The sequence below is a fragment of the Vibrio sp. RM-69-4 genome, from assembly GCF_024743775.1.
GTDB classification, from domain to species: domain Bacteria; phylum Pseudomonadota; class Gammaproteobacteria; order Enterobacterales; family Vibrionaceae; genus Vibrio; species Vibrio anguillarum.
Genome location: NZ_JAMQXI010000048.1, coordinates 15,409 through 35,047 on the forward strand (window position 1 = coordinate 15,409; position 19,639 = coordinate 35,047).

Annotated in this window: 16 protein-coding genes; 10 read left to right on the plus strand and 6 right to left on the minus strand. The window is 45.7% G+C overall.

The annotated features are described in order from the left end of the window. Nucleotides 1–3: 3 nt before the first annotated feature. The 6 genes from tssG to NB504_RS06800 form a co-directional block, all read right to left on the minus strand. The gene (gene tssG / locus NB504_RS06775) at nt 4–1,026 is read right to left on the minus strand and encodes a type VI secretion system baseplate subunit TssG (protein ID WP_026028436.1); all 1,023 of its coding nucleotides are present in this window, start codon (nt 1,024–1,026) and stop codon (nt 4–6) included. Continuing rightward, complete coding sequence (tssF, locus tag NB504_RS06780; RefSeq protein WP_258428538.1) at nt 990–2,759, minus strand: type VI secretion system baseplate subunit TssF; 1,770 nt, start codon at nt 2,757–2,759, stop codon at nt 990–992. Before tssF ends, tssG begins: the two co-directional genes overlap by 37 nt. 6 nt (nt 2,760–2,765) lie before the next feature. Then, the gene (tssE, locus tag NB504_RS06785) at nt 2,766–3,203 is read right to left on the minus strand and encodes a type VI secretion system baseplate subunit TssE (protein WP_013868295.1); all 438 of its coding nucleotides are present in this window, start codon (nt 3,201–3,203) and stop codon (nt 2,766–2,768) included. Between the two features lie 2 nt (nt 3,204–3,205). Beyond that, nucleotides 3,206–4,681, minus strand: a complete 1,476-nt coding sequence (gene tssC, locus NB504_RS06790) for a type VI secretion system contractile sheath large subunit (protein WP_258428539.1) — start codon at nt 4,679–4,681, stop codon at nt 3,206–3,208. 49 nt (nt 4,682–4,730) lie between these two features. Then, on the minus strand, nt 4,731–5,240 hold the full coding sequence (gene tssB / locus NB504_RS06795; RefSeq protein ID WP_170899005.1) for a type VI secretion system contractile sheath small subunit: 510 nt from the start codon (nt 5,238–5,240) through the stop codon (nt 4,731–4,733). A 388-nt stretch (nt 5,241–5,628) separates the two neighbouring features. Then, nucleotides 5,629–6,717, minus strand: coding sequence for a sel1 repeat family protein (locus NB504_RS06800; RefSeq protein WP_258428540.1), 1,089 nt, complete (start codon nt 6,715–6,717; stop codon nt 5,629–5,631). A gap of 574 nt (nt 6,718–7,291) precedes the next feature. Between NB504_RS06800 and NB504_RS06805 the strand changes: the two genes are divergently transcribed. From NB504_RS06805 to NB504_RS06850, 10 genes are all read left to right on the plus strand, one after another. Beyond that, complete coding sequence (locus tag NB504_RS06805) at nt 7,292–8,989, plus strand: RluA family pseudouridine synthase (RefSeq protein WP_258428541.1); 1,698 nt, start codon at nt 7,292–7,294, stop codon at nt 8,987–8,989. Nucleotides 8,990–9,082: 93 nt separating this feature from the next. After that, entirely contained in the window at nt 9,083–10,528 is a 1,446-nt protein-coding gene (locus NB504_RS06810; RefSeq protein WP_258428542.1) for a sensor histidine kinase, read from the plus strand. Then, a complete protein-coding gene (locus tag NB504_RS06815) occupies nt 10,525–11,178 on the plus strand; it encodes a response regulator transcription factor (protein ID WP_017044992.1) in 654 nt (217 codons plus the stop codon). Before NB504_RS06810 ends, NB504_RS06815 begins: the two co-directional genes overlap by 4 nt. Then, on the plus strand, nt 11,171–11,998 hold the full coding sequence (locus NB504_RS06820; RefSeq protein WP_258428543.1) for a DUF2861 family protein: 828 nt from the start codon (nt 11,171–11,173) through the stop codon (nt 11,996–11,998). The genes NB504_RS06815 and NB504_RS06820 overlap by 8 nt, the downstream gene beginning before the upstream one ends. 75 nt (nt 11,999–12,073) lie before the next feature. Next, nucleotides 12,074–14,371, plus strand: coding sequence for a glycoside hydrolase (locus tag NB504_RS06825; RefSeq protein WP_258428544.1), 2,298 nt, complete (start codon nt 12,074–12,076; stop codon nt 14,369–14,371). Between the two features lie 192 nt (nt 14,372–14,563). Next, nucleotides 14,564–15,160: a TetR/AcrR family transcriptional regulator gene (locus NB504_RS06830; protein ID WP_038169460.1), complete on the plus strand. Its 597-nt coding sequence runs from the start codon at nt 14,564–14,566 to the stop codon at nt 15,158–15,160. Between the two features lie 84 nt (nt 15,161–15,244). Then, nucleotides 15,245–16,276 carry an NADP-dependent oxidoreductase gene (locus tag NB504_RS06835; RefSeq protein ID WP_017046824.1) on the plus strand — a complete coding sequence of 344 codons (1,032 nt, stop codon included), beginning with the start codon at nt 15,245–15,247 and terminating at the stop codon, nt 16,274–16,276. 13 nt (nt 16,277–16,289) lie between these two features. Then, entirely contained in the window at nt 16,290–16,904 is a 615-nt protein-coding gene (locus NB504_RS06840) for a glutathione S-transferase family protein (RefSeq protein ID WP_064626559.1), read from the plus strand. 145 nt (nt 16,905–17,049) lie between these two features. Continuing rightward, nucleotides 17,050–18,603, plus strand: a complete 1,554-nt coding sequence (locus NB504_RS06845; protein WP_258428545.1) for a YjjI family glycine radical enzyme — start codon at nt 17,050–17,052, stop codon at nt 18,601–18,603. Then, nucleotides 18,603–19,484, plus strand: coding sequence for a YjjW family glycine radical enzyme activase (locus NB504_RS06850; protein ID WP_258428546.1), 882 nt, complete (start codon nt 18,603–18,605; stop codon nt 19,482–19,484). Before NB504_RS06845 ends, NB504_RS06850 begins: the two co-directional genes overlap by 1 nt. The last annotated feature ends 155 nt before the right edge of the window (nt 19,485–19,639 follow it).

A 19,639-nucleotide genomic window follows, 5' to 3' on the forward strand; every position in this document is an offset into this window, starting at 1 on the left:
TCGCTATTGCCTTACTTGTATAAGCACGCTTTTGTCCGCCAAATCGCGCCCTAAAAATGATGACCAACCCAAAGCCACACCACTGTCATGACATAAACTCATCACCGGAGCCTCGCTCTCGTGCATGGTCAGCTCAAGGTCGTAAGCCATCTGCTCTCGTAAAATAAACTCCACCAACTTACACAGCGGTTGATGTTCTTTGCCTGATGGCAAAAAATCGGCAAATCGTTCTCGAGTTAAGTTTTTGATACAGATAACAAACTTACCGTTACAGTCCATCACTGACTCACCCAACATGCTGTTGATCCCAAGCTCACCATTCTGCTTACCTAAGCAAAACTGCTGATAAGGCTCTATCCGGACTTTGCGTCGAACCCACTGGCGAATACTGACTTCTTGTAGATCAAAACAGTGCGCGATGATGCCAGACACCACTTGCGGTGAACGACTTCGGCCAGCCAAAGTGCCCGCATAAGCCAGCATCTTGCACCAATTTATCGGTGTTTCGCCGCGCAAGTCCGCATCACCCAAACCGACTAAAGCAAACAGCTGTGATGAAAATTGATCCTGCGCACCCGCTTGAAAACGGACGTAATAGCGATACTTTCGCCATACGCGATACACAAGGTTAATCAACCGGTTATTGAAAAAATCTAAAAAGGGCCGCTTGAAACCACCGGGATCTTCTTCGACCAATTGCTGCAAAATAAAACCAGGCAACGGTGACTGTGCCCCAGTTAATCCAAAAAAATTGGTTTGTAAGATCAGGCGCTCATCCGCGAACTCACGTAAATCCGTTACGTCTGCTGGTGCAAAGCCTAAACTGGGGTTGGCACTGAATACCAACTGGCATGTCCGCTCCCAATCTTCTGATTCAGGATTAAACGCATTAAGTTTTTGCAGCAGTTCCACCAACTGGTAGAAGTTGTACGTTCGTACATCGCTTGGTAAACCCAGTAGAGGCTCCGGCACAGCCGCCGCAGCCATCTCTAGATCAATGGCTGCATTCCTGTCTGTGTTCCCCATGTGTACTTCTCTTGATTGGACGCGTTAATAACGATCAGCTCATGAAACGAATTGATGCTGGCATAGAGGGCAAAAAAGTGGCTAAGCACTGTGCCAAAGAGGTAAAGCTCCCCTTCTGAACCAAAACAGTTTTGATCAATATGAATCGTCGATTGCAGCCCTCGCACTGGCAAACCGCGCAATATTTTATCCACGGGTTGCGACTCAATTTTTTGGATCCCTTCAAGACGCAAACGCGCAACACGCTCCGCTTGGCGATCCACCAAGGCTCTGAAATCGTAAGCTCGCAACACACTGCTTAAGGCATCTTTGGACAGCAGCGATAAATAATTCAGCGATAAGTTAGAAATCAATACCCACAATAGACTGCCATCCAGTACTGGGCGCAGAGATTGTGAAGGCACGGTAATATTGCTGAAAGTGGCAAAGGGGGGCGAGCTGTCTGTCGGCTCACAAATGTCACCGACACCGAGTTCGAGCGGTAATAAGCGATTGGTGCAGGTGAGTTTGAGCGAGATGGCTTCATCGACATGCATGGATTGCGTTTCATCTCCGCGAATGAAAGAGATGAAATTATCAAATCCATCGCCACGGATACTGTCTCTCACTCGTGTGCGGTAGTAGAGCGCTTCACGATTTCGAACCCGCTCCACTTCATGCTGAAAACTTTCAAATGCTGAATAGACACGTTTTTCACCCCGAATTCGTTGGCTGGCTTGAGTTTTGTCTTGCCAACCGAACACGCCGTCAACGCTGAACACTTCATAGTGAGAAGGGTAACGACTAGAGGGAATAATGCGATACTCTGAACGCTTGCCCGTTAAATCGATCGGATCGGCATCATGTTCAAACAAATTAATGACAGGGGTGCAGTACAACTGGAAATTATCCTGACGCACTCGAACGTCCGCTGGCAAGGTTTTCGAAAAACTGATTTTCAGTTTGAACGCACCATGCACTGATTTCGGCACTACGCTAGCCAGACGGGTAATGTCAACAAAATGAAATGCTTCAGGAAACGACAAGTATTCCTGCAAAACGCGATAACCTTCATACACATTGGAAGGATAGGGCAAAAGCGACTGCTCGCTATCAAACCCGACCGTTTGGAAGCTATTGCGCGGCAGCGTAAATTCTACCCCCGCGACTTCAACAGAAATCTTATCGAGGTAGTGGTTGAGCCATAAATAGAGCATTTGTGAGCTGTATTTATCACCACCTAAGTAAAAGCGCAGAGCATCAAGATGCGCATCACCGACGCTTATCTCACCCAACATATTAAGCGACACTTCGATGATGGTCGCTTCTCTAGTATGTTGCGCAGTGACGTCAGTACATTTCAGTGGGTAAATCTGCACGTCACGACAGGTTCTAAAGTGACATTTGGTGCCGAAAACAGGCTTGCTATCGAGCTGAGTGCCACGAGCGATTTGCTGCTTATCACTGACACTTTTATCCGGCTTGAACGAGACAATACTCATGCTCGGCACAGGACGTAAGTAATTTGGCCACAGCATATTGATGATGGAGTGCGTTAGCTCAGGAAATTCATCTTCAACTTTTTCGCGCAAGCGAGCGGTGAGAAAGGCGAAGCCTTCCAATAAACGTTCGACATCAGGATCCGTCGTTTTACCGTGTAAAAAGCGAGAGAGTTGAGGATGAATTTCAGTGAAATGCTTTCCTTGTTCTTTAAGGAAAGCAAGCTCTTCTCTGAAGTACTTATCTTGAGCCATAATTTTCTAATACACTCGGTACTTTCGGTTTTGATCCAGTAGCAGGTTGAACTGCACTTTCTCATGTAACGCATCACTGTTTATTTCGGCCACAATATGGAAGCGCAGCATCAAAGGGCTAAACACGTCCGACTCGGATCGAATCACAATATTTCGTAAACGGGGCTCATACACATCTAAGCAGCTTTGTATCGCAAGCTTAATCCGCAGCGATAAGTCTAAGGTTTCTAACGTTGCATCGTTAAAATCCACTAAACCTAACGTTGGAGCACTTTGTGCCTCACCCATGCGAGTATTCAAAATATTGGAAACATTGCGTTTGATTGATTGGAGCACATCCCATGCATTTGGCCCTTGGGTCAAAGACATAGGCTTGGTGCCAGCTTCTAAACGTTCAAAGAAGCCGACACCAAATGCACTCTCTTCAGGTGCAATATAAGTCATGGTTATGCTTGATCTAATCGACCAACCAATGACAATTCAAAGTTCGCGCCCATGTACTTAAAGTGAGGACGAACAGAGAGAGAGACCTGATACCAACCTGGTTCACCTTCAACATCCATGACTTCGATTTTTGCAGCACGAAGAGGACGACGGCTACGTACGTCTGCTGGTGGATTTTCTTGGTCAGCCACGTACTGTTTGATCCAACCATTAAGCTCGCGTTCAAGATCTTGACGCTCTTTCCAAGCACCAATTTGCTCACGCTGTAGCACTTTGACGTAGTGTGCAAGGCGATTGATGATCATCATATATGGCAGTTGCGTACCCAACTTGTAGTTGGTTTCTGATTCTTTGCCTTCTTTGGTATTCGGGAATATTTTTGGCTTTTGGATCGAGTTTGCAGAGAAGAATGCGGCGTTATCACTGCCTTTACGCATGGTTAAAGCAATGAAACCTTCTTCTGCTAATTCAAACTCTTTACGGTCAGTCACCAACACTTCAGTTGGGATCTTACTTTGCAGTGCACCCATCGATTCAAACACGTGTACTGGCAGATCTTCAACCGCACCGCCACTTTGTGGGCCAATGATGTTTGGACACCAACGGTACTTGGCAAAACTATCGGTTAAACGAGTAGCGAAAGCAAACGCGGTGTTACCCCATAGATAGTGTTCGTGTGAAGCGCTGACACTTTCCACATAATTAAATGATTTAATTGGGTTTTCTGTTGGATCATAAGGTACGCGCAATAAGAAACGAGGCGCAGTCAAGCCAAGGTAACGCGCATCTTCTGATTCACGTAGAGAACGCCATTTAGTGTATTTAGGGCTTTCAAATGTTGACTTAAGATCCTTGATATTTGGTAGCTCTTCAAAAGAATCGATACCAAAAAACTCAGGGCCGACACTAGAAATGAATGGAGCATGAGCCATCGCACCAAGTGCACCCATGTATTGCAGTAGCTTCATGTCAGGGGTTGATGGCGTGAAAGCAAAGTTACCGATGATAGCGCCAGTCGGCTCACCACCAAATTGGCCATAACCAGAAGAATAAACGTGCTTATAAAGACCGGATTGCGTCGTTTCTGGTGCAAATTCAAAGTCTTCAAGCAACTCGCCTTTCGTTACATGCAACAAATCGACCTTGTTGTTTTCACGAAAATCGGTACGGTCAATAAACAGTTTCAAACCACGCCATGACGATTCCATCTGCTGGAAACGCTCTTCGTGCAAAATCTCATCCATTTGAGCACTGATTTTCTTATCAAGCTCAACCAGCATTTGATCAACGAGTGATTTGTTAACCGGCTCTTCCGTTTGATTCGAACCGATGAGATTCTCAATAAACGCAGCAACCCCTTTCTTCGCAACATCATACCCTTCTTCAGTCGGTGCAATGCGCGTTTGTGCCATGATTTCATCAAGTAAACTGCCTTGGGTGGCACTTTGTCTCTCTAAGACGGCTTCAGTAGTAGACATCAATTTCGTTCCTAAATTTGATTAAATAAAAAGTTGGGTTGATCAAGCCTTATGCTTGAGGCTCTTCTTCTTTGCCGCTCACTATGCTTAGCTCAGATAGAAGTTTTTCACGCGATTCTTCCGAATTTAGTAGCTCTTGTAGACGCTCTCTAAACGCGGGAATATTGCCCAAAGGACCTTTTAAGGCCACAAGAGCTTGGCGTAGCTCAACCAATTTATTTAATTCTGGAACTTGTGCTGCCACTGAATCCGGTTCGAAGTCAGCAAGAGATTTGAAACTAAGCTCAACAGGAAGCTCAGCATTTTCATCGCCACTCAGTTTATTGCGCACTGTAGTGGTCAGTTTCAAATCGCTTTCACGCATAACCGCTTCAAAGTTGTTCTTGTCCACTGAAACGGTCTGTCTCTCTTCAAGTGGGGTCTCTTCGGTATGGCCTTTAAAATCACCCACCACCAGAGTTTTTAGCGGTAACTCAACTTCAGCCTGTGCATCTCCCGTTGCTGGAATATACTTAATATTAATCCGCTCTTTAGGAGCTACACTTCCTTCTTTAGACATATTACGTCTCCAATACCTATGCCAATCATTGTCAAAATTACGGACAAGAGCGTAGCTAAACTTAGTTACCACTTACTCAGGCCGAGGGTTACATAACGTTGTAAAAATTAAAGTTAAATCTATTGGACTTAAGTTCTAATAGAACTCAAGTCTCTTAATATTTATTATCTGGTAGATTTTAATGAGCACTTAAAAAATAAAACTCATTAATGAGCATTAGCTGTTAAATTCTTCCCTAAATTACCCCATCAGATTTATCGATATTTTTCGTTGGGATTTAAAATTCTCGGCACATTCTATTCATATAGGAGCATTTTAAATATAAAAAATCACAAAAACATGATCTTCACCCAAAAAAATATGCCGTTTCTAATACTGTATAATTTAACTAATTAATATCCCAAAAGACATCATGATAATAAAAACTCAGATTATTCTTATAGTTAATAAATATATCATGAGCTTGCTGCTTTTCCTCATAACTCATCTTACCAGCTAGGCTTTCTTCCTCTAATTGTAACGTAGAGTAGAGTGATTGCATGCGCTCAGTACCAGCGTAAGCGAGGTACAAGTCTAAATAGGCTTGCGCTTTGATCCGATCGGGAGTCACAAAATGATAGGGCGCGCTATCGCCGAGCAGAATCTTAACTACCGTTGCTAAAGAGGTAATATCACCTTGCTCTAACGCCATCAGTCGCCATTGATAGGCAGCTTCAAAACGGCCTTTGCTCTCTAAAATACCGATGTAGCGTCTCATCGCAGGGATATAGTTTGTCTTCGCAGCCGCGAGATAGAGCTCTCTCACCTTGGTCTCCCTTTCTCCAGGCATTAAAAACACGCCTCCACCCGCTTGAACTTGCTTTGCTTTATCCATCAATGCTCGTGGATGATTAAAACTGACCGCTTTATCGAGATAGTAGCTATACATCTCGTTATCCATACCTTTGTAAAACTGGGCAAGCTCGTAAGTGGCTTGTGCAGGATCATCTCGTCCTAGACGAATCAAACTATCGTAATACTGGCTTTTCCAATACTGCACATCGCGATCTCTTAACCACTTAGCATCAGTATAAAGATGTTTCATGGCGCGACGATTGCCTAATTTTGCGGCTTTAAGCAGATATTCACGCGCTTCAGGAGGCGTTCTAATGGTCGTTTTGTAGTTCGAAAGCTCCATCGCGTAGAGAAAGGCGGCATCCGAATTGTCGTTGTCTGCCGCGTACTGGAGGTATGGTCGCGATTCCATATTTTTGTATTGCGCTCGAAGCAGTCGTCCGGTAGCAAACGCTTTTTCTGGAGACATATTTCCTACTTCATACACTTCTGCTGCAGACGTTTCTTGCTCAGCATGTAACACCATCGAAGGAAATAAGGAGAGCGCTAAAATGGCATATGTTTTATTAATCCACATTAACGCGACTTCCAAACTTGACGCTTGCGGAACACACAATGATAGACGTTGGCAGAAATCCATCATGAACCGTTTCCATATTACCCACTACAATACTCTGACTCATTATATTTCCTTAACTGACTAACCATTTATCCATAAACACGTAAGCAAAAATCATTCCCTTCAATTATGCTTACTTAAGAATAAAGCCCCACAGCCCGGGCGGGCAAAAAATTGCCCATCCGAGCAACAAATTGCCCGAGCGGGCATAATATTGCCTATATGATAATCAATACTCAGCCTTTACCCATCAAAATTAAAAACAATACACTCATTAAATTAAATAGAATCAGGAACCAATCACCACAAACAGAATTAATGACAAAAAATTAACACAAAGCTGACATTGCTTTGCAAAGAAATAAAATGAATTAATCCTCCAATCATTCTATATGTTTTAAATAAACGCATAGCATCAGGTTAAATCGACACTGTTAACTTATTTTTTTGGGATTCACTAGGCTATATTAATGATATTAATAAGCTAGTTACATTAATTAATCGTGTCATCATCGCCGTTCAACCAGAAACTGGCATTTTTAGGTCAAATCAGTACAATTCTGCGTTCTCCACCACCATCCACTGCGAGCCAGAGAAAATGCCAGCACCAGCGCCCTGTTTTACTACCTTTAAAAAACCTATTGAAGGCTACTCTCTGCCTGAGCGCTTTACTTTCCCATTTTGTTACGAGCCGCATCCGCTAAGCGAATTAGCGGCAAGCCAGCTGCAACAACACCTGCTGAACCAGCAGAATTGGCAACATAATTTTGGACTCGATAATCACGGCGTGCTAAACCAGCATCCGGAAGCTATCGGGAAAATGTTTGGCGTTTTAGTGGTGCGTAAACAAAGTGGAGAGCTAGGGTACCTGTCTGCATTCTCGGGGAAGTTAGCTGAGCAAAACCTGCTGCCGCATTTTGTGCCGCCTATATTTGACATGCTCACTAACGATGGTTTTTTCTTGGAAGGCAGCGTGCCAATCAATCAAATTAATCAGCAAGTTGAACAATTGGAGTGCGATCCACAGCGTGCGCTACTTCAGCAGCAATGGACCACGGCCCAACAGCAGGCGCAAGATGAATTAGAAGCGCATCGCCAACTGATGATTCAAGGTCGTGAACAGCGTAAACAGCAACGCATCCTTGCCGAACAATCAAATGATGCCCAACAATTGCGTGAAACCTTAGATTGTCTCGCCAAACAAAGTGTGGCTGAAAAAACGTTCCTCAAGCAATTAAAACGAAAATGGGACGTCAACCTCAACGAACTACAAGCGCAAATAGACGCATTTCAAGAACAGATTGATGCGTTAAAAGAGCAGCGTAAAAATCTCTCTAATGCGTTGCAGCAACGACTTTTTTCTCACTATCGATTTCTCAATCAATACGGCACTGAAAAATCTCTGGGGGAGATTTTCCGTCTTACGGCTAACCCTGTTCCACCAGCAGGATCTGGAGAATGCGCCGCACCAAAATTGCTGCACTACGCGTTTCAACATCAGATGACACCGATTTCACTCGCCGAATTCTGGTGGGGAGCGTCACCAAAATCTGAAATTCGTCAACACAAGAAATTCTATCCTGCTTGTCAAAACAAGTGCCAACCGATTTTGGCTCACATGCTTGATGGGCTGAAGCTCGATGATAACCCGCTATTGCATAACCCAGCGCAAGGCAAAGAGATCGACATCATCTATCAGGATGAAGCCATTGTTGTCGTCAACAAACCTGCCGAGTTTCTATCCGTTCCCGGAGTCAACATTCAGGACTCGGTTTATACTCGTCTGCAACAAACGTTTAGCTCAGATGAAGGGCTTTTTGTGATCCACCGCCTCGATATGTCTACTTCAGGTTTATTGGTGTTTGCTCTCACCCGCCGAGCCAATAAAAGCCTGCAGAAGCAATTTATTACTCGCGGCGTTGAAAAACGCTATCTTGCCTTACTCGCTGGTGAATTACAGCAATCGCATGGTGACATTCGCTTACCGCTGCGGGGCGATTTAGATGACAGGCCGCGTCAATTGGTCTGTTTTGAACATGGCAAACCCGCTGACACTCACTGGCAATTAATTGAATGCCGAGATGGATTCAGTAAAGTCTACCTCTACCCCAAAACAGGACGAACCCACCAATTGCGCGTGCATTGCGCTCATGTGGAAGGACTCAACCTGCCCATCGTTGGCGACGATCTTTATGGCACGAAAGGAGCGCGTTTACATCTACATGCTGAGTCGCTGAGCTTTGATCATCCTTATACCAAGCAAAGGATGACATTCACGGTGGATGCCGAGTTTTGATCGACATTCCGCTTTAGTGACATTGAGGTGACAAATCCTGACTTAGCACAGCTATAATTTCGTGAATGCGAACCTTTTTCTAAGTGCTTAACGTTGAGAACACGGCTGCTGTACCTTTTGATCACACTCACCGCAGTGCTAGGACAATCAAACCTAGCACACGGGCAAGAGCAAACGCTGCAAGATCGTTGGCAGCATTTTCTACGCCAAGCCGAATCGCTATCGGCTGCACGAGCCTTGCCATTGCAAAGTATTAACTCATACCCTGTCGATCTTCTGCTCAGCGCCAGCGCCTATCCTGATTTTTCCCGTTATTCATGGCAAACCATAACCGAGCTCAAAGCGATAGCCTCACAGTGCGCACTGTCGCCCGGTTTATCAAAAACCTTGGCATCACGCCCTGAATTGCAAAAAGCAGCGTCGTTTGAACTCGCTTTATGCCAAGGCGATGAATTGCCCATCCGTTGGTTTAAGACTGCTCCGTTTCTGCATCCTGCAGGCGGGAGCTACGCAGAGCGATACTTAGCTTTTTCTACTCATAACATAACGGCCGAGCAAAACGCCGAGCTACAGCCCTACACGACTCTCTCTAACCCTCATCATCCGCTGTACACCTTTTTTACCGATTTAGAAACGGCAGGGCGAGATGCCTTGGTCAGCGGTTATCGCGCTTATATTGACCGTCAACAACGGCTATGGATCAGTGGCGATTTCGGTATTCGCGTACTAAGCGCATTGCAATGGAAAAAAGTCGCGCTCGATCAGCAATTGGTATTGTCGGCCATCACAGCGGCTACTCAAAGTTGCCAATTACGCTACAGTAATCTGTGTGTCTCTAGCCAAGAAAAACCCAATATTTCACTGTGGGTATCAGTCATATTACTGCTGTTGCTCGCAACAACGCTGAGTAGGACGCTCTGGTTACGCCGCCAACAAGCCAAAGAAAAACGCTTTATTTTACAGTTGCTGACGCATGAACTACGCACCCCTATCACCAGTCTTGGCTTGACCGTTGAGCAGTTTCGCCAGCAATTTGATACTCTGCCAGAGCTGGCCCAAGATACATTCGGCCGCTTACTGGCCGATCACCAACGTTTAGCTCAGCTTGCTCAGACCAGTAAAGGATTTTTGAGTAGCGACCCAAATGAGCCGTTTCAATGTCAAACCGCTTATCTCTCAGATTGGTTAGATCACTGCGTAGCGAAACACGAACTCAGCTATGAACTGACACAAGATATCGAGCTCACACTGCCGTATTACTGGCTTGGGATCTGTTTGGATAACTTGATCCGTAATGCCAAGCAACATGGTCAAGGGACAATCTCAATAACGGCCAGCGTGACTGACACTCAACTGCGGCTTTGCGTTAGCGATGAAGGCGAGTTTCCCTCTCGTCTAAAACGGCTATTTTCCCGTTCTCGCACGGCTTCCAATATGGGGATTGGGCTCCGTCTTGTGAGCCATTTGATGCTTAAAATGGGTGGCAAACTGACGTGTAAAGCCCACCCCACTCGCTGCCAATTGGAATTACCATTATGAACACACTGTTATTGGTCGAAGATGATCCCCTACTCGGGCAAGGTTTGCATGATTACTTGCTACAGCAAGGTTTTGATTGTTTGTGGGTACAGCAGCTCTCACAAGTCAAAAAAGCATGGTTTCGCGCCGATTTGGTGATTTTAGATAGACAACTGGCTCAAGGAGACAGCTTGGATCATCTGCCTCAATGGCTAATGACCAAAGCCGTGCCAGTGATCATCCTGACGGCCAAAATCGAGGTTGAGCAAAAAATAGCAGGTCTGATGGCGGGGGCGAAAGACTACGTCACCAAGCCATTTTCGCAACAAGAATTACTGGCGCGAATTCAAGCGCAACTGCGACCATTAGGAGAAAGCTTGCTTTCCTACGCTGACATTGCCATTGATCTCTCAAAGCGCAGCGTTACCTTAGGTGAGCAGTTGATGACGCTAAAACCGAAACAGTTTCAGCTATTACTGCTGCTGGTTCAAAACCAAGGACGTGTTTTTCACCGTGATGAACTACTCAATAAAGTGTGGGGCTACCAAGCCTTTCCCTCAACTCGAACCGTCGATAATCATGTTTTACAGCTGAGGCAGCAGTTACCCTCACTCAATATCGAAACCGTTCGTGGCGTTGGGTATCGTTTAGTCGAGGTGTCCAATGCGTAACCTTTGGCTGTTTGCACTGTTCGTCGTTAATCCAAGCCACGCCGTGAGTGATGATTGGTTTATGGCCACACCACTGCAATCAACCTATCGCGCTTTAGCGAACCATCAGCCACAGCTTGCCTGGCAAGAGTTGATCCTCGTACTCAATAACCAAACCATTGCCACGCCACACTGGGCAAGCGTCAAGCATGCCATTATTGAACAAACCCAATGTGGCCAACAGCTCTTAAGCGATGTGGTACCAAATGCGGCGCTGATCAAAGTCTCGATACAAAAAAAAACCAACGTGATGCAGCAAGGTTACCAGTTCAAATTATCAATGGAGGGAGCGAAGCTGCCTAGCCAGGTTGAACTTCTTGGCCCTGACAATGGCTTGTTCATCTCACAGAGCCAAGTAACGTCATCAGCCCCTTACATAGAATTAGAAAGCCCAGAACTGCTCTTTGCTCCACAAGATGGCGTTTATCGACTGACACTCGACAAACAACACTATTGGTTAGTTCTTACCATGCCTTTTGGCTCCACATGGTTGCAATCCGCCTCTCCCAACGGTGGCTACCCACTAGCGCTTGAGTCCCCCACAGCATTGACAAACTGCCCCCCAACAAGCCTTGCTTGGCAATGGTTTGACGACCAATTTCAGTTAATCAAGCAGCAAGATATGGTAGCTATGAGTAATACTCAGCAATTATTGGACAAACCAAGCTCATCCCCCAGCTCGGCTAAATGGCTCAGTACTCTGATCAAAACTGTCGAATATCAAGGAGCAATCAAAGTGGAATATGTACAACGTTTGACTCTGCCAAATCAGGCTCAATGAAGACATCAGGGTGACAATTGATTTGTCGATTTCTTATGTAATCAACACACCGAGACACACTGGAAATGACAAACCATGTATAAACCACTTTGTTCTTTATTGATCACTTGTACGCCACTTTTGGCGTTGGCTAGCCAATCACAACCGGCGTCAATTACACTGCATAATCAAAACCAAACCGTGCAAATAGAGCCACAAAATTTTGCTATTGATTGGCAGCAAAATGCCCAGCTAACCATTAACCAAGGCCAGCTAACCGTTAACGGCCAGCCACAGCAAGTCAGCCAACTGCAACAAGATAATCAACATCACGCCTCTTGGCTGCTTGTTCCTAGCCAGTTAAAGGTCGAGGCCAATTTACAACAAACATTGAAGCTGTCGATTACCGCGAGCGCCGAGAGTAAAATCTCTCGTGCTAAACCGTTAACCGTGCAGTGGTTTGAACTGCCTGAGCAGCAAAGCAAAACGCTCATTCTTCCTTTTAGTGAAGGAATGCGGATTCCAACTGATAACCCACAGTGGGTGAACTACCTCATAGCGGAACGCTCTGCCAGCAATACCACCCAAGATCTCAAAATGCCATTTTGGAGTGTGGAAGCTGGCAATGAGCAGTATGTGAGCTACCAACTCAATACCGCCACCAACAACAAACTCAATTTTAGCGCCAAGCAAAACAAGCTGGACATGCAAGCCACGCACGCTTTCACTCTGCTCAACAAAGATGAGCCTTTTGAGGTGGAAATCTCTATTGGCAACTCGCCGTTAGATGGCGCAAAACGTTATCGTCAGTGGCGAAAAGAGAATGGACTATCGCAAACGCTCGAACAGAAAGCGCAGCAAAATCCGGCCATAAAAGAGCTTATCGGCGCAAGCCATGTCTATCTGTTTGGTAGAGACTTACTCTCTGAGCAAGATGTTAGCGACTTCTGGGCATTGAAAACTTGGTATTTTGAGCAGCCCCAGTGGGTAGCATCAAACGAAGCGCTCAAAGAGCTCAAACCGCTCATCAAGGGCAAAGATTTCTTAAGCCGCTATCATAAACGTTTGCTGATTGAAGAGGTGAATAATGGGCTGAACTCTTGGATCAAAGAGTCGCCCTCAAATAACGAGGCTGGGATCGCCAGCCAGTATCAAGCCGCTCAGGCACGAAAAGCATGGCTCGCAGAGCAGAAACTACCGTTTCTACGTGATGCCAGCACTTGGGGACAGGGGCTATCGACTTCCATGATCGACGCACTCAGCTCAGCTGGTTTGCAACACTTATGGTTAGGTTTGGATAATTGGATGCCCGCCTTTTACCAGCCACAAGTGGTTGACCAAGCAAAACAAGCTGGCTACTTAGTTGGGGTGTACGACTCCTACAATACCGCCATTGCAAAAGGCATCAACGATGGTTGGCTTACCGCGCAGCTACCGGATGCAATGCGTGAGCAATGTGCGATAGAAAACGCCGACGGCAAAAAACAAAAAGGGTTTCGTGGCAACGGCTTTTATCTCAACCCTGCCTGCCAATTAGGTTTTGTGCAACAACGTATTGAGGCGATTTTAAAATATGGCCGCTTTAACAGCCTGTTTCTTGATGTAGATGGAACCGGAATGGCCCGTGAAGATTACTCATACCAAGAAGGCCAAGGAATGAAAGAAAGCGCGATGCTGGAGGCATTTAATCAACGCATGCGCTGGATAGCCAATGAACAGAATGTGGTTCTCGGCTCTGAAGATGGTAACAGCCTGACGACACAAGGGCTCGCCTTTGCTCATGGTTTAGAAACGGTAGGATTTGGCTGGACAGATCCGGATATGAAAACTAACCGTCAATCGCCTTATTTTCTTGGGGCATGGTTTCCAGACAATAAGCCCGATTTTTTCTTCAAACCCGCGCAAGTCAAAGAGCCGTACAAAACACTGTTATTTGCACCGCAATACCGTATTCCTCTCTATCAAACCGTGTTCCATGATGAGGTGATCAACAGTCACCACTGGCACAGCGATAGTTTGAAGTTTTCCAACGTGCAAGCGGAGCGAGATTTAATCGCCATGCTGTATAACACCCCAGCGATGATTCACCTTAGCCGTGATGAAGCGACGCCTAACAGCGCTCGAGTCAACGAATTACGCCGCTATCAACAAGGGTTTACACCAATCCATGAAGTCGTGTGGAACCAACCTTTAGTCGATTTTAAATGGCTTGATGAACAAGGGATGGTACAACAAACAACCTTTGGTGATGGCAGTAAAATTACCGCCAATTTCTCTACGCAGCCATATAAAAAAGAGGATAAGGAAATAGTTCCAGCCTTGAGTATTCAAGCTGAACTCAGCAATGGGCAAAACCTCATTTGGCCATCGGATACGCTAAAGACAGAAAAATAGTCTCATCTCTCACTCATTAAAAGATAAGTAACTCATTAAAAGATAAGTAACTCATTAAAAGATAAATAATAGTGCGACACTTCAAGGAGGAAGTGTCCATTTCTGTTATTCAACAACCATAGCCAGTAGCACAAATACAATATGGGCAAACAAAACTAGACGACTGGTCTAATTTAAATTATAGTGCCGTCCATGAATACAAAAACCCATGATACTCGCCAACACATCCTTGAGGTAGGTTACCAACTGGTCGTAACCAAAGGCTTCACCAGTGTAGGCTTGTCTGAATTATTAAAAACCGCTGATGTGCCCAAAGGCTCTTTCTATCACTACTTTAAGTCAAAAGAGCAATTTGGCGAGGCACTGATTACGGACTACTTTCAGCACTATTTAGTGCGTATTAATGCCCTTTTTAACCAAGAAGAAGGCAACGCCTACCAACACCTGATGCACTACTGGCAATGTTGGTATGAGCAGAGCAATGGCTTATGTAACGCACAGCGCTGCTTGGTGGTGAAATTAAGCGCTGAAGTTTCAGACTTGTCTGATGCGATGCGTATTGCTTTACTTAAAGGTGCAGATAGCATTATTGAGGCGGTCGGAAAATGTATCCAGCAAGGGATCGACGACGGCTCCATTCACGTACAACACAGCCAGCAAACCGCAGAATTGCTTTATAACCTTTGGCTCGGCGCAAGTTTGCTCAGTAAACTGCGTCAAGATAACCAAGGGCTTGCACAAGCGCTTACGAGCACCGAACACATTTTGCAAGGCCAGTGCCCTAGTTAAGATTCACCCCGCTATTTCGATAGCGGTTTTTTTGAAACCCAAACTAGACGACTGGTCTAATTTAAAATAATAAAGGACTCTCCAATGACTGAACAAACTAACCGCCGCATTGTACTCGCTTCACGCCCTGTCGGTGCACCAACGCCGGCCAACTTTCGCTTAGAACATGCGCCTAAACCAACACCGGCCGCTGGTGAAGTACTGCTGCGTAGTGTTTATCTTTCACTTGACCCCTACATGCGCGGCCGCATGAGTGATGCTAAATCGTACGCCGATCCTGTCGCAATTGATGATGTCATGGTAGGCGGGAGCGTGTGTCAAGTGGAAGTATCAAACCACCCAAAATTTGAGCAAGGTGAGTGGGTACTCGCTTATACCGGATGGCAGGATTACGCTATTTCTAACGGCGAAGGTTTACTCAAACTCGGTAAAAATCCAACCTCACCCTCATACGCACTAGGCATCATGGGAATGCCCGGTTTTACCGCTTATATGGGTTTGCTAGACATCGGCCAACCGAAGCAAGGTGAAACTGTGGTAGTCGCCGCAGCCACTGGCCCAGTAGGGGCAACGGTTGGTCAAATTGCTAAAATCAAAGGCTGCCGCGTGGTCGGCATTGCTGGCGGTGAGGAAAAATGTCGTTACGCTAAAGAAGTATTAGGTTTTGATGAATGTATTGATCACAAAGCTGACGATTTTGCCGAACAATTGGCTAAAACATGTGCTCAAGGGATTGACGTTTACTACGAAAATGTCGGTGGCAAAGTCTTTGATGCGGTTTTACCTCTGCTTAACACAGCAGCGCGAGTTCCGCTGTGTGGCTTGATTTCTCAATACAATGCAACGTCGCTGCCTGAAGGACCTGATCGTCTCTCTATGCTGATGGGCACCTTGCTTACCAAACGAATCCGCATGCAAGGTTTCATTATTTTTGATGACTACGGCCATCGCTATAACGAATTTGCTACTGACATGACTCAATGGCTAAGCGAAGGGAAAGTGAAATACCGCGAGCAACTGATTGACGGTTTAGAAAACGCACCACAAGCCTTTATTGGTCTATTGGAAGGCAAAAACTTTGGCAAACTGGTTATCCAAATCAACCAACCACTTTAATAAGGACCACATAATGATCAAACTTCACCATCTAAATAAATCACGCTCTAAGCGCATTATCTGGTTACTTGAAGAGTTAGGGGTTGAATATCAAGTGGTTCCATATCAACGTGATAGCGTGACCTTTCTGGCACCGCCGGAGCTAAAAAGCGTGCATCCGTTAGGTAAGTCACCTGTGATTGAAGACAATGGCTTGGTGATTGCTGAATCTGGCGCCATTACCGATTACTTGATAGAAAAATACGGCCAACACTTTGCGCCTCAGCGTGGCAGCGTGGAATATGTGCAATACCAGCAATGGCTCCACTTTGCGGAAAGCTCTGCCATATTGCCGCTGCTATTAAAAATGTTTGTTGCCAAAGATGGCTGCCAAACCAATTTCCTTGGTGGCTATGCAGAAAGCGAAACGGCCAAAGTGATGAGTTATTTTGACCAGTGTTTAGCGGATAAACGCTACTTAGTAGCCGATCAACTCACTGGCGCTGATTTCATGATGTCATTCATTGCTGAAATATTGCTGACCAACGGAGCGATTACTCACTTCCCGAATATTGAACGTTACTTAGAGCAGCTCGCCACTCACCCTGCTTATCTAAAATCGAACCAAATCGAAGCGCAATACGCCTAACCTTAGGTTCCTGATGACGCCACTTCGACGATAACGAAGTGGCGTTTTTATTTCCATAATGGAAATGACTACTTGATGTATTATCAATAGTGAAAAGTAACCAAACACATTAGGATTAAACCACAATAATATAAGGGTTTAATTCATGAGCCATTCACTCGATACACAGCAACGCTTCCAAGCCATCGTTACTGACGCACACCTCTCGCCTAAACAAAAGTCACACTTCCTTGCGCTAGAGGCCGAAGCAAGCTTGCCCTATCTGAAACTCTCTGCTGAGTTGGCTCGTGCAATGGAACAAGGCATTATCTGCGATATGTTTGAAGGTCATACCCCTTTTAAACCACGTTACGTGTTGCCTGACTACGCCAAATTTTTAGCACAAGGCAGTGAGTATTTAGAGCTTTCGCCTGCCAGTAATTTTGATGAAGCACTCAATATGCTGACCATTTTGTACCATCACGTGCCTTCAGTGACCTCTATTCCTGTCTATTTGGGACAATTAGATAGCGTGTTATTGCCCTATGTGGGCGAACTGAGCGAAGCGTCGATTTATCAAAAATTGAAGCTGTTTTGGATCATGCTTGATCGCACTCTTCCCGATGCTTTCATGCACGCCAACATCGGCCCGAGCGACAATATTATTTGCCGTACTATTTTACGTGTCGATGCTGAACTGAAACAGATCGCTCCCAACCTTACCTTCATGTATGACCCTTCCATCACTCCTGACGATTTACTGCGCCAAGCGACCGATAATATCTGTCAATGCAGTAAACCGCACATCGCCAACTATCCGATTCATGCCACCGCCTATGGCGAGCAAGGTTTTGGTATCGTCAGTTGCTACAACTCGCTTCCTTTAGCGGGTGGCTGCAATACTTTGGTCAGAATGAATTTAAAAGAGGCCGCGAAGAAAGCCAGTGACCGCCAAACATTCTTAGATCAGATTCTACCCACTTACAGCCAATATATGATTGAGCTGATGGACGTTCGAGCTGCTCATCTGCACCAACAATCTCATTTTTTTGAAGGTTTTCTGACTCAAGAAGGGTTGATTGAAGAATCTCGTTTCGCACCGATGTTTGGCATTTATGGCATGGCTGAAGCCGTTAATCTATTACTGGAAAAGGAGCAGAGTAACGCTCGTTATGGCCATGATGATATCGCCAACCAATTAGGCACCGCCATTTCCGCCAAGCTGGCCGACATTGTACAAAACTCACCAGTCAAATATGGCTTCAACGGCCGTGCTTTGCTGCACGCACAAGGTGGTATTAGCCTTGATCTTGATGTCACTCCGGGCGTGCGCATCCCTTATGGTACCGAACCCAACCCGATTGAATATGTGCAAGCAACGGCTGGACATCATCAATATTACACCTCTGGTATCAGCGATATTTTAACTCTGGATGAAACCATAAAGGCCAACCCAGAGGCGATGTTCAACCTATGTAAAGGAGCCCTCCACTCGGGCTATCGCGAATTTACGGCCAACGTGGCTTCGAACGATTTAGTTCGCATTACGGGTTACATGGTGAAATTGTCTGAAATAGCGCAATTTGAGCAGCGCGGATCACGCACCAACACCACATTTCTTGGGGCAGAAGCGGCCAAAAACACGGCCGTGCTCAAGCGAAAAGCACGCGTGGTTAGCCATGAAATGCAATCGGCTTATCAACCAAACTCTGTCAACTAATGGTGAGTGGAAAACAGCCGCTCCGAGCAAAAGTCAGCCGAGTGCTGACTTTCTCCTGCGTTGATGGCCCGGGCAACCGACTGGTCATTTTTATGCAAGGTTGCAACTTCAATTGCTTGTCTTGCCATAACCCACATACGATTCGTCACTGTCACCATTGCGGTGATTGTGTGCCAACCTGCCCATCGCAAGCACTGCGCCTCAATGCTGACCAGCAAGTCGAATGGCTAGCGGAGAAATGCACTCACTGCGATCGCTGTATTGAGCACTGCATGCACCAATCAAACCCCAAAATTCATCACTACAGTGTTGAACAACTCGTGGAACTTATCCGCCGAAATCATTATTTCTTAGCCGGTATTACCATTTCAGGGGGGGAAGCGACACTACAGCTTCCGTTTATCATCGCTCTTTTCAAAGCCATCAAACACGATGAAGAATTGAAACATCTCAGCTGTTTTATTGATAGTAATGGCTCACTATCAGAATCGGGATGGGACAAAATCTCGCCCTATTTGGATGGCGCAATGATCGATTTAAAAGCTTGGCAAGAGGAAACGCATCGGTGGCTAACCGGACGCAGTAACCATAGAGTGATACGCACTATTTTCCACCTCGCTAAACGGAATAAACTGCACGAAGTGCGACTGCTGCATATACCGGACAAAAGTGATTTAGAGACTGAAATTACCGAAGTGGCGCATCTGATTAACCAGTTGCCTACGAACGTCAGCATTCGGCTCAACGCCTTCCAACATCACGGTGTGGTCGGCAAGGCCTTAACTTGGCAGCCATGCGGTGAAGGTGCAATGTTGCAGTTTCATCGAAAACTGGCCGCTCAAGTACAGCGAACTGTTTACCTGCCGACACGCTACGCCTAGCGTCGAAAACCACCATGCCAATAGGCTACCTATATTAGATTAATAACCCGTACCATTTTGCCTAATGCATAACGCTCACCTATGCTTATCCAAACAGGCACCAACCGTTTAACAAAAGGCCGAGCACTCGCTCTCATCACAGAAAAAGGAAAGCA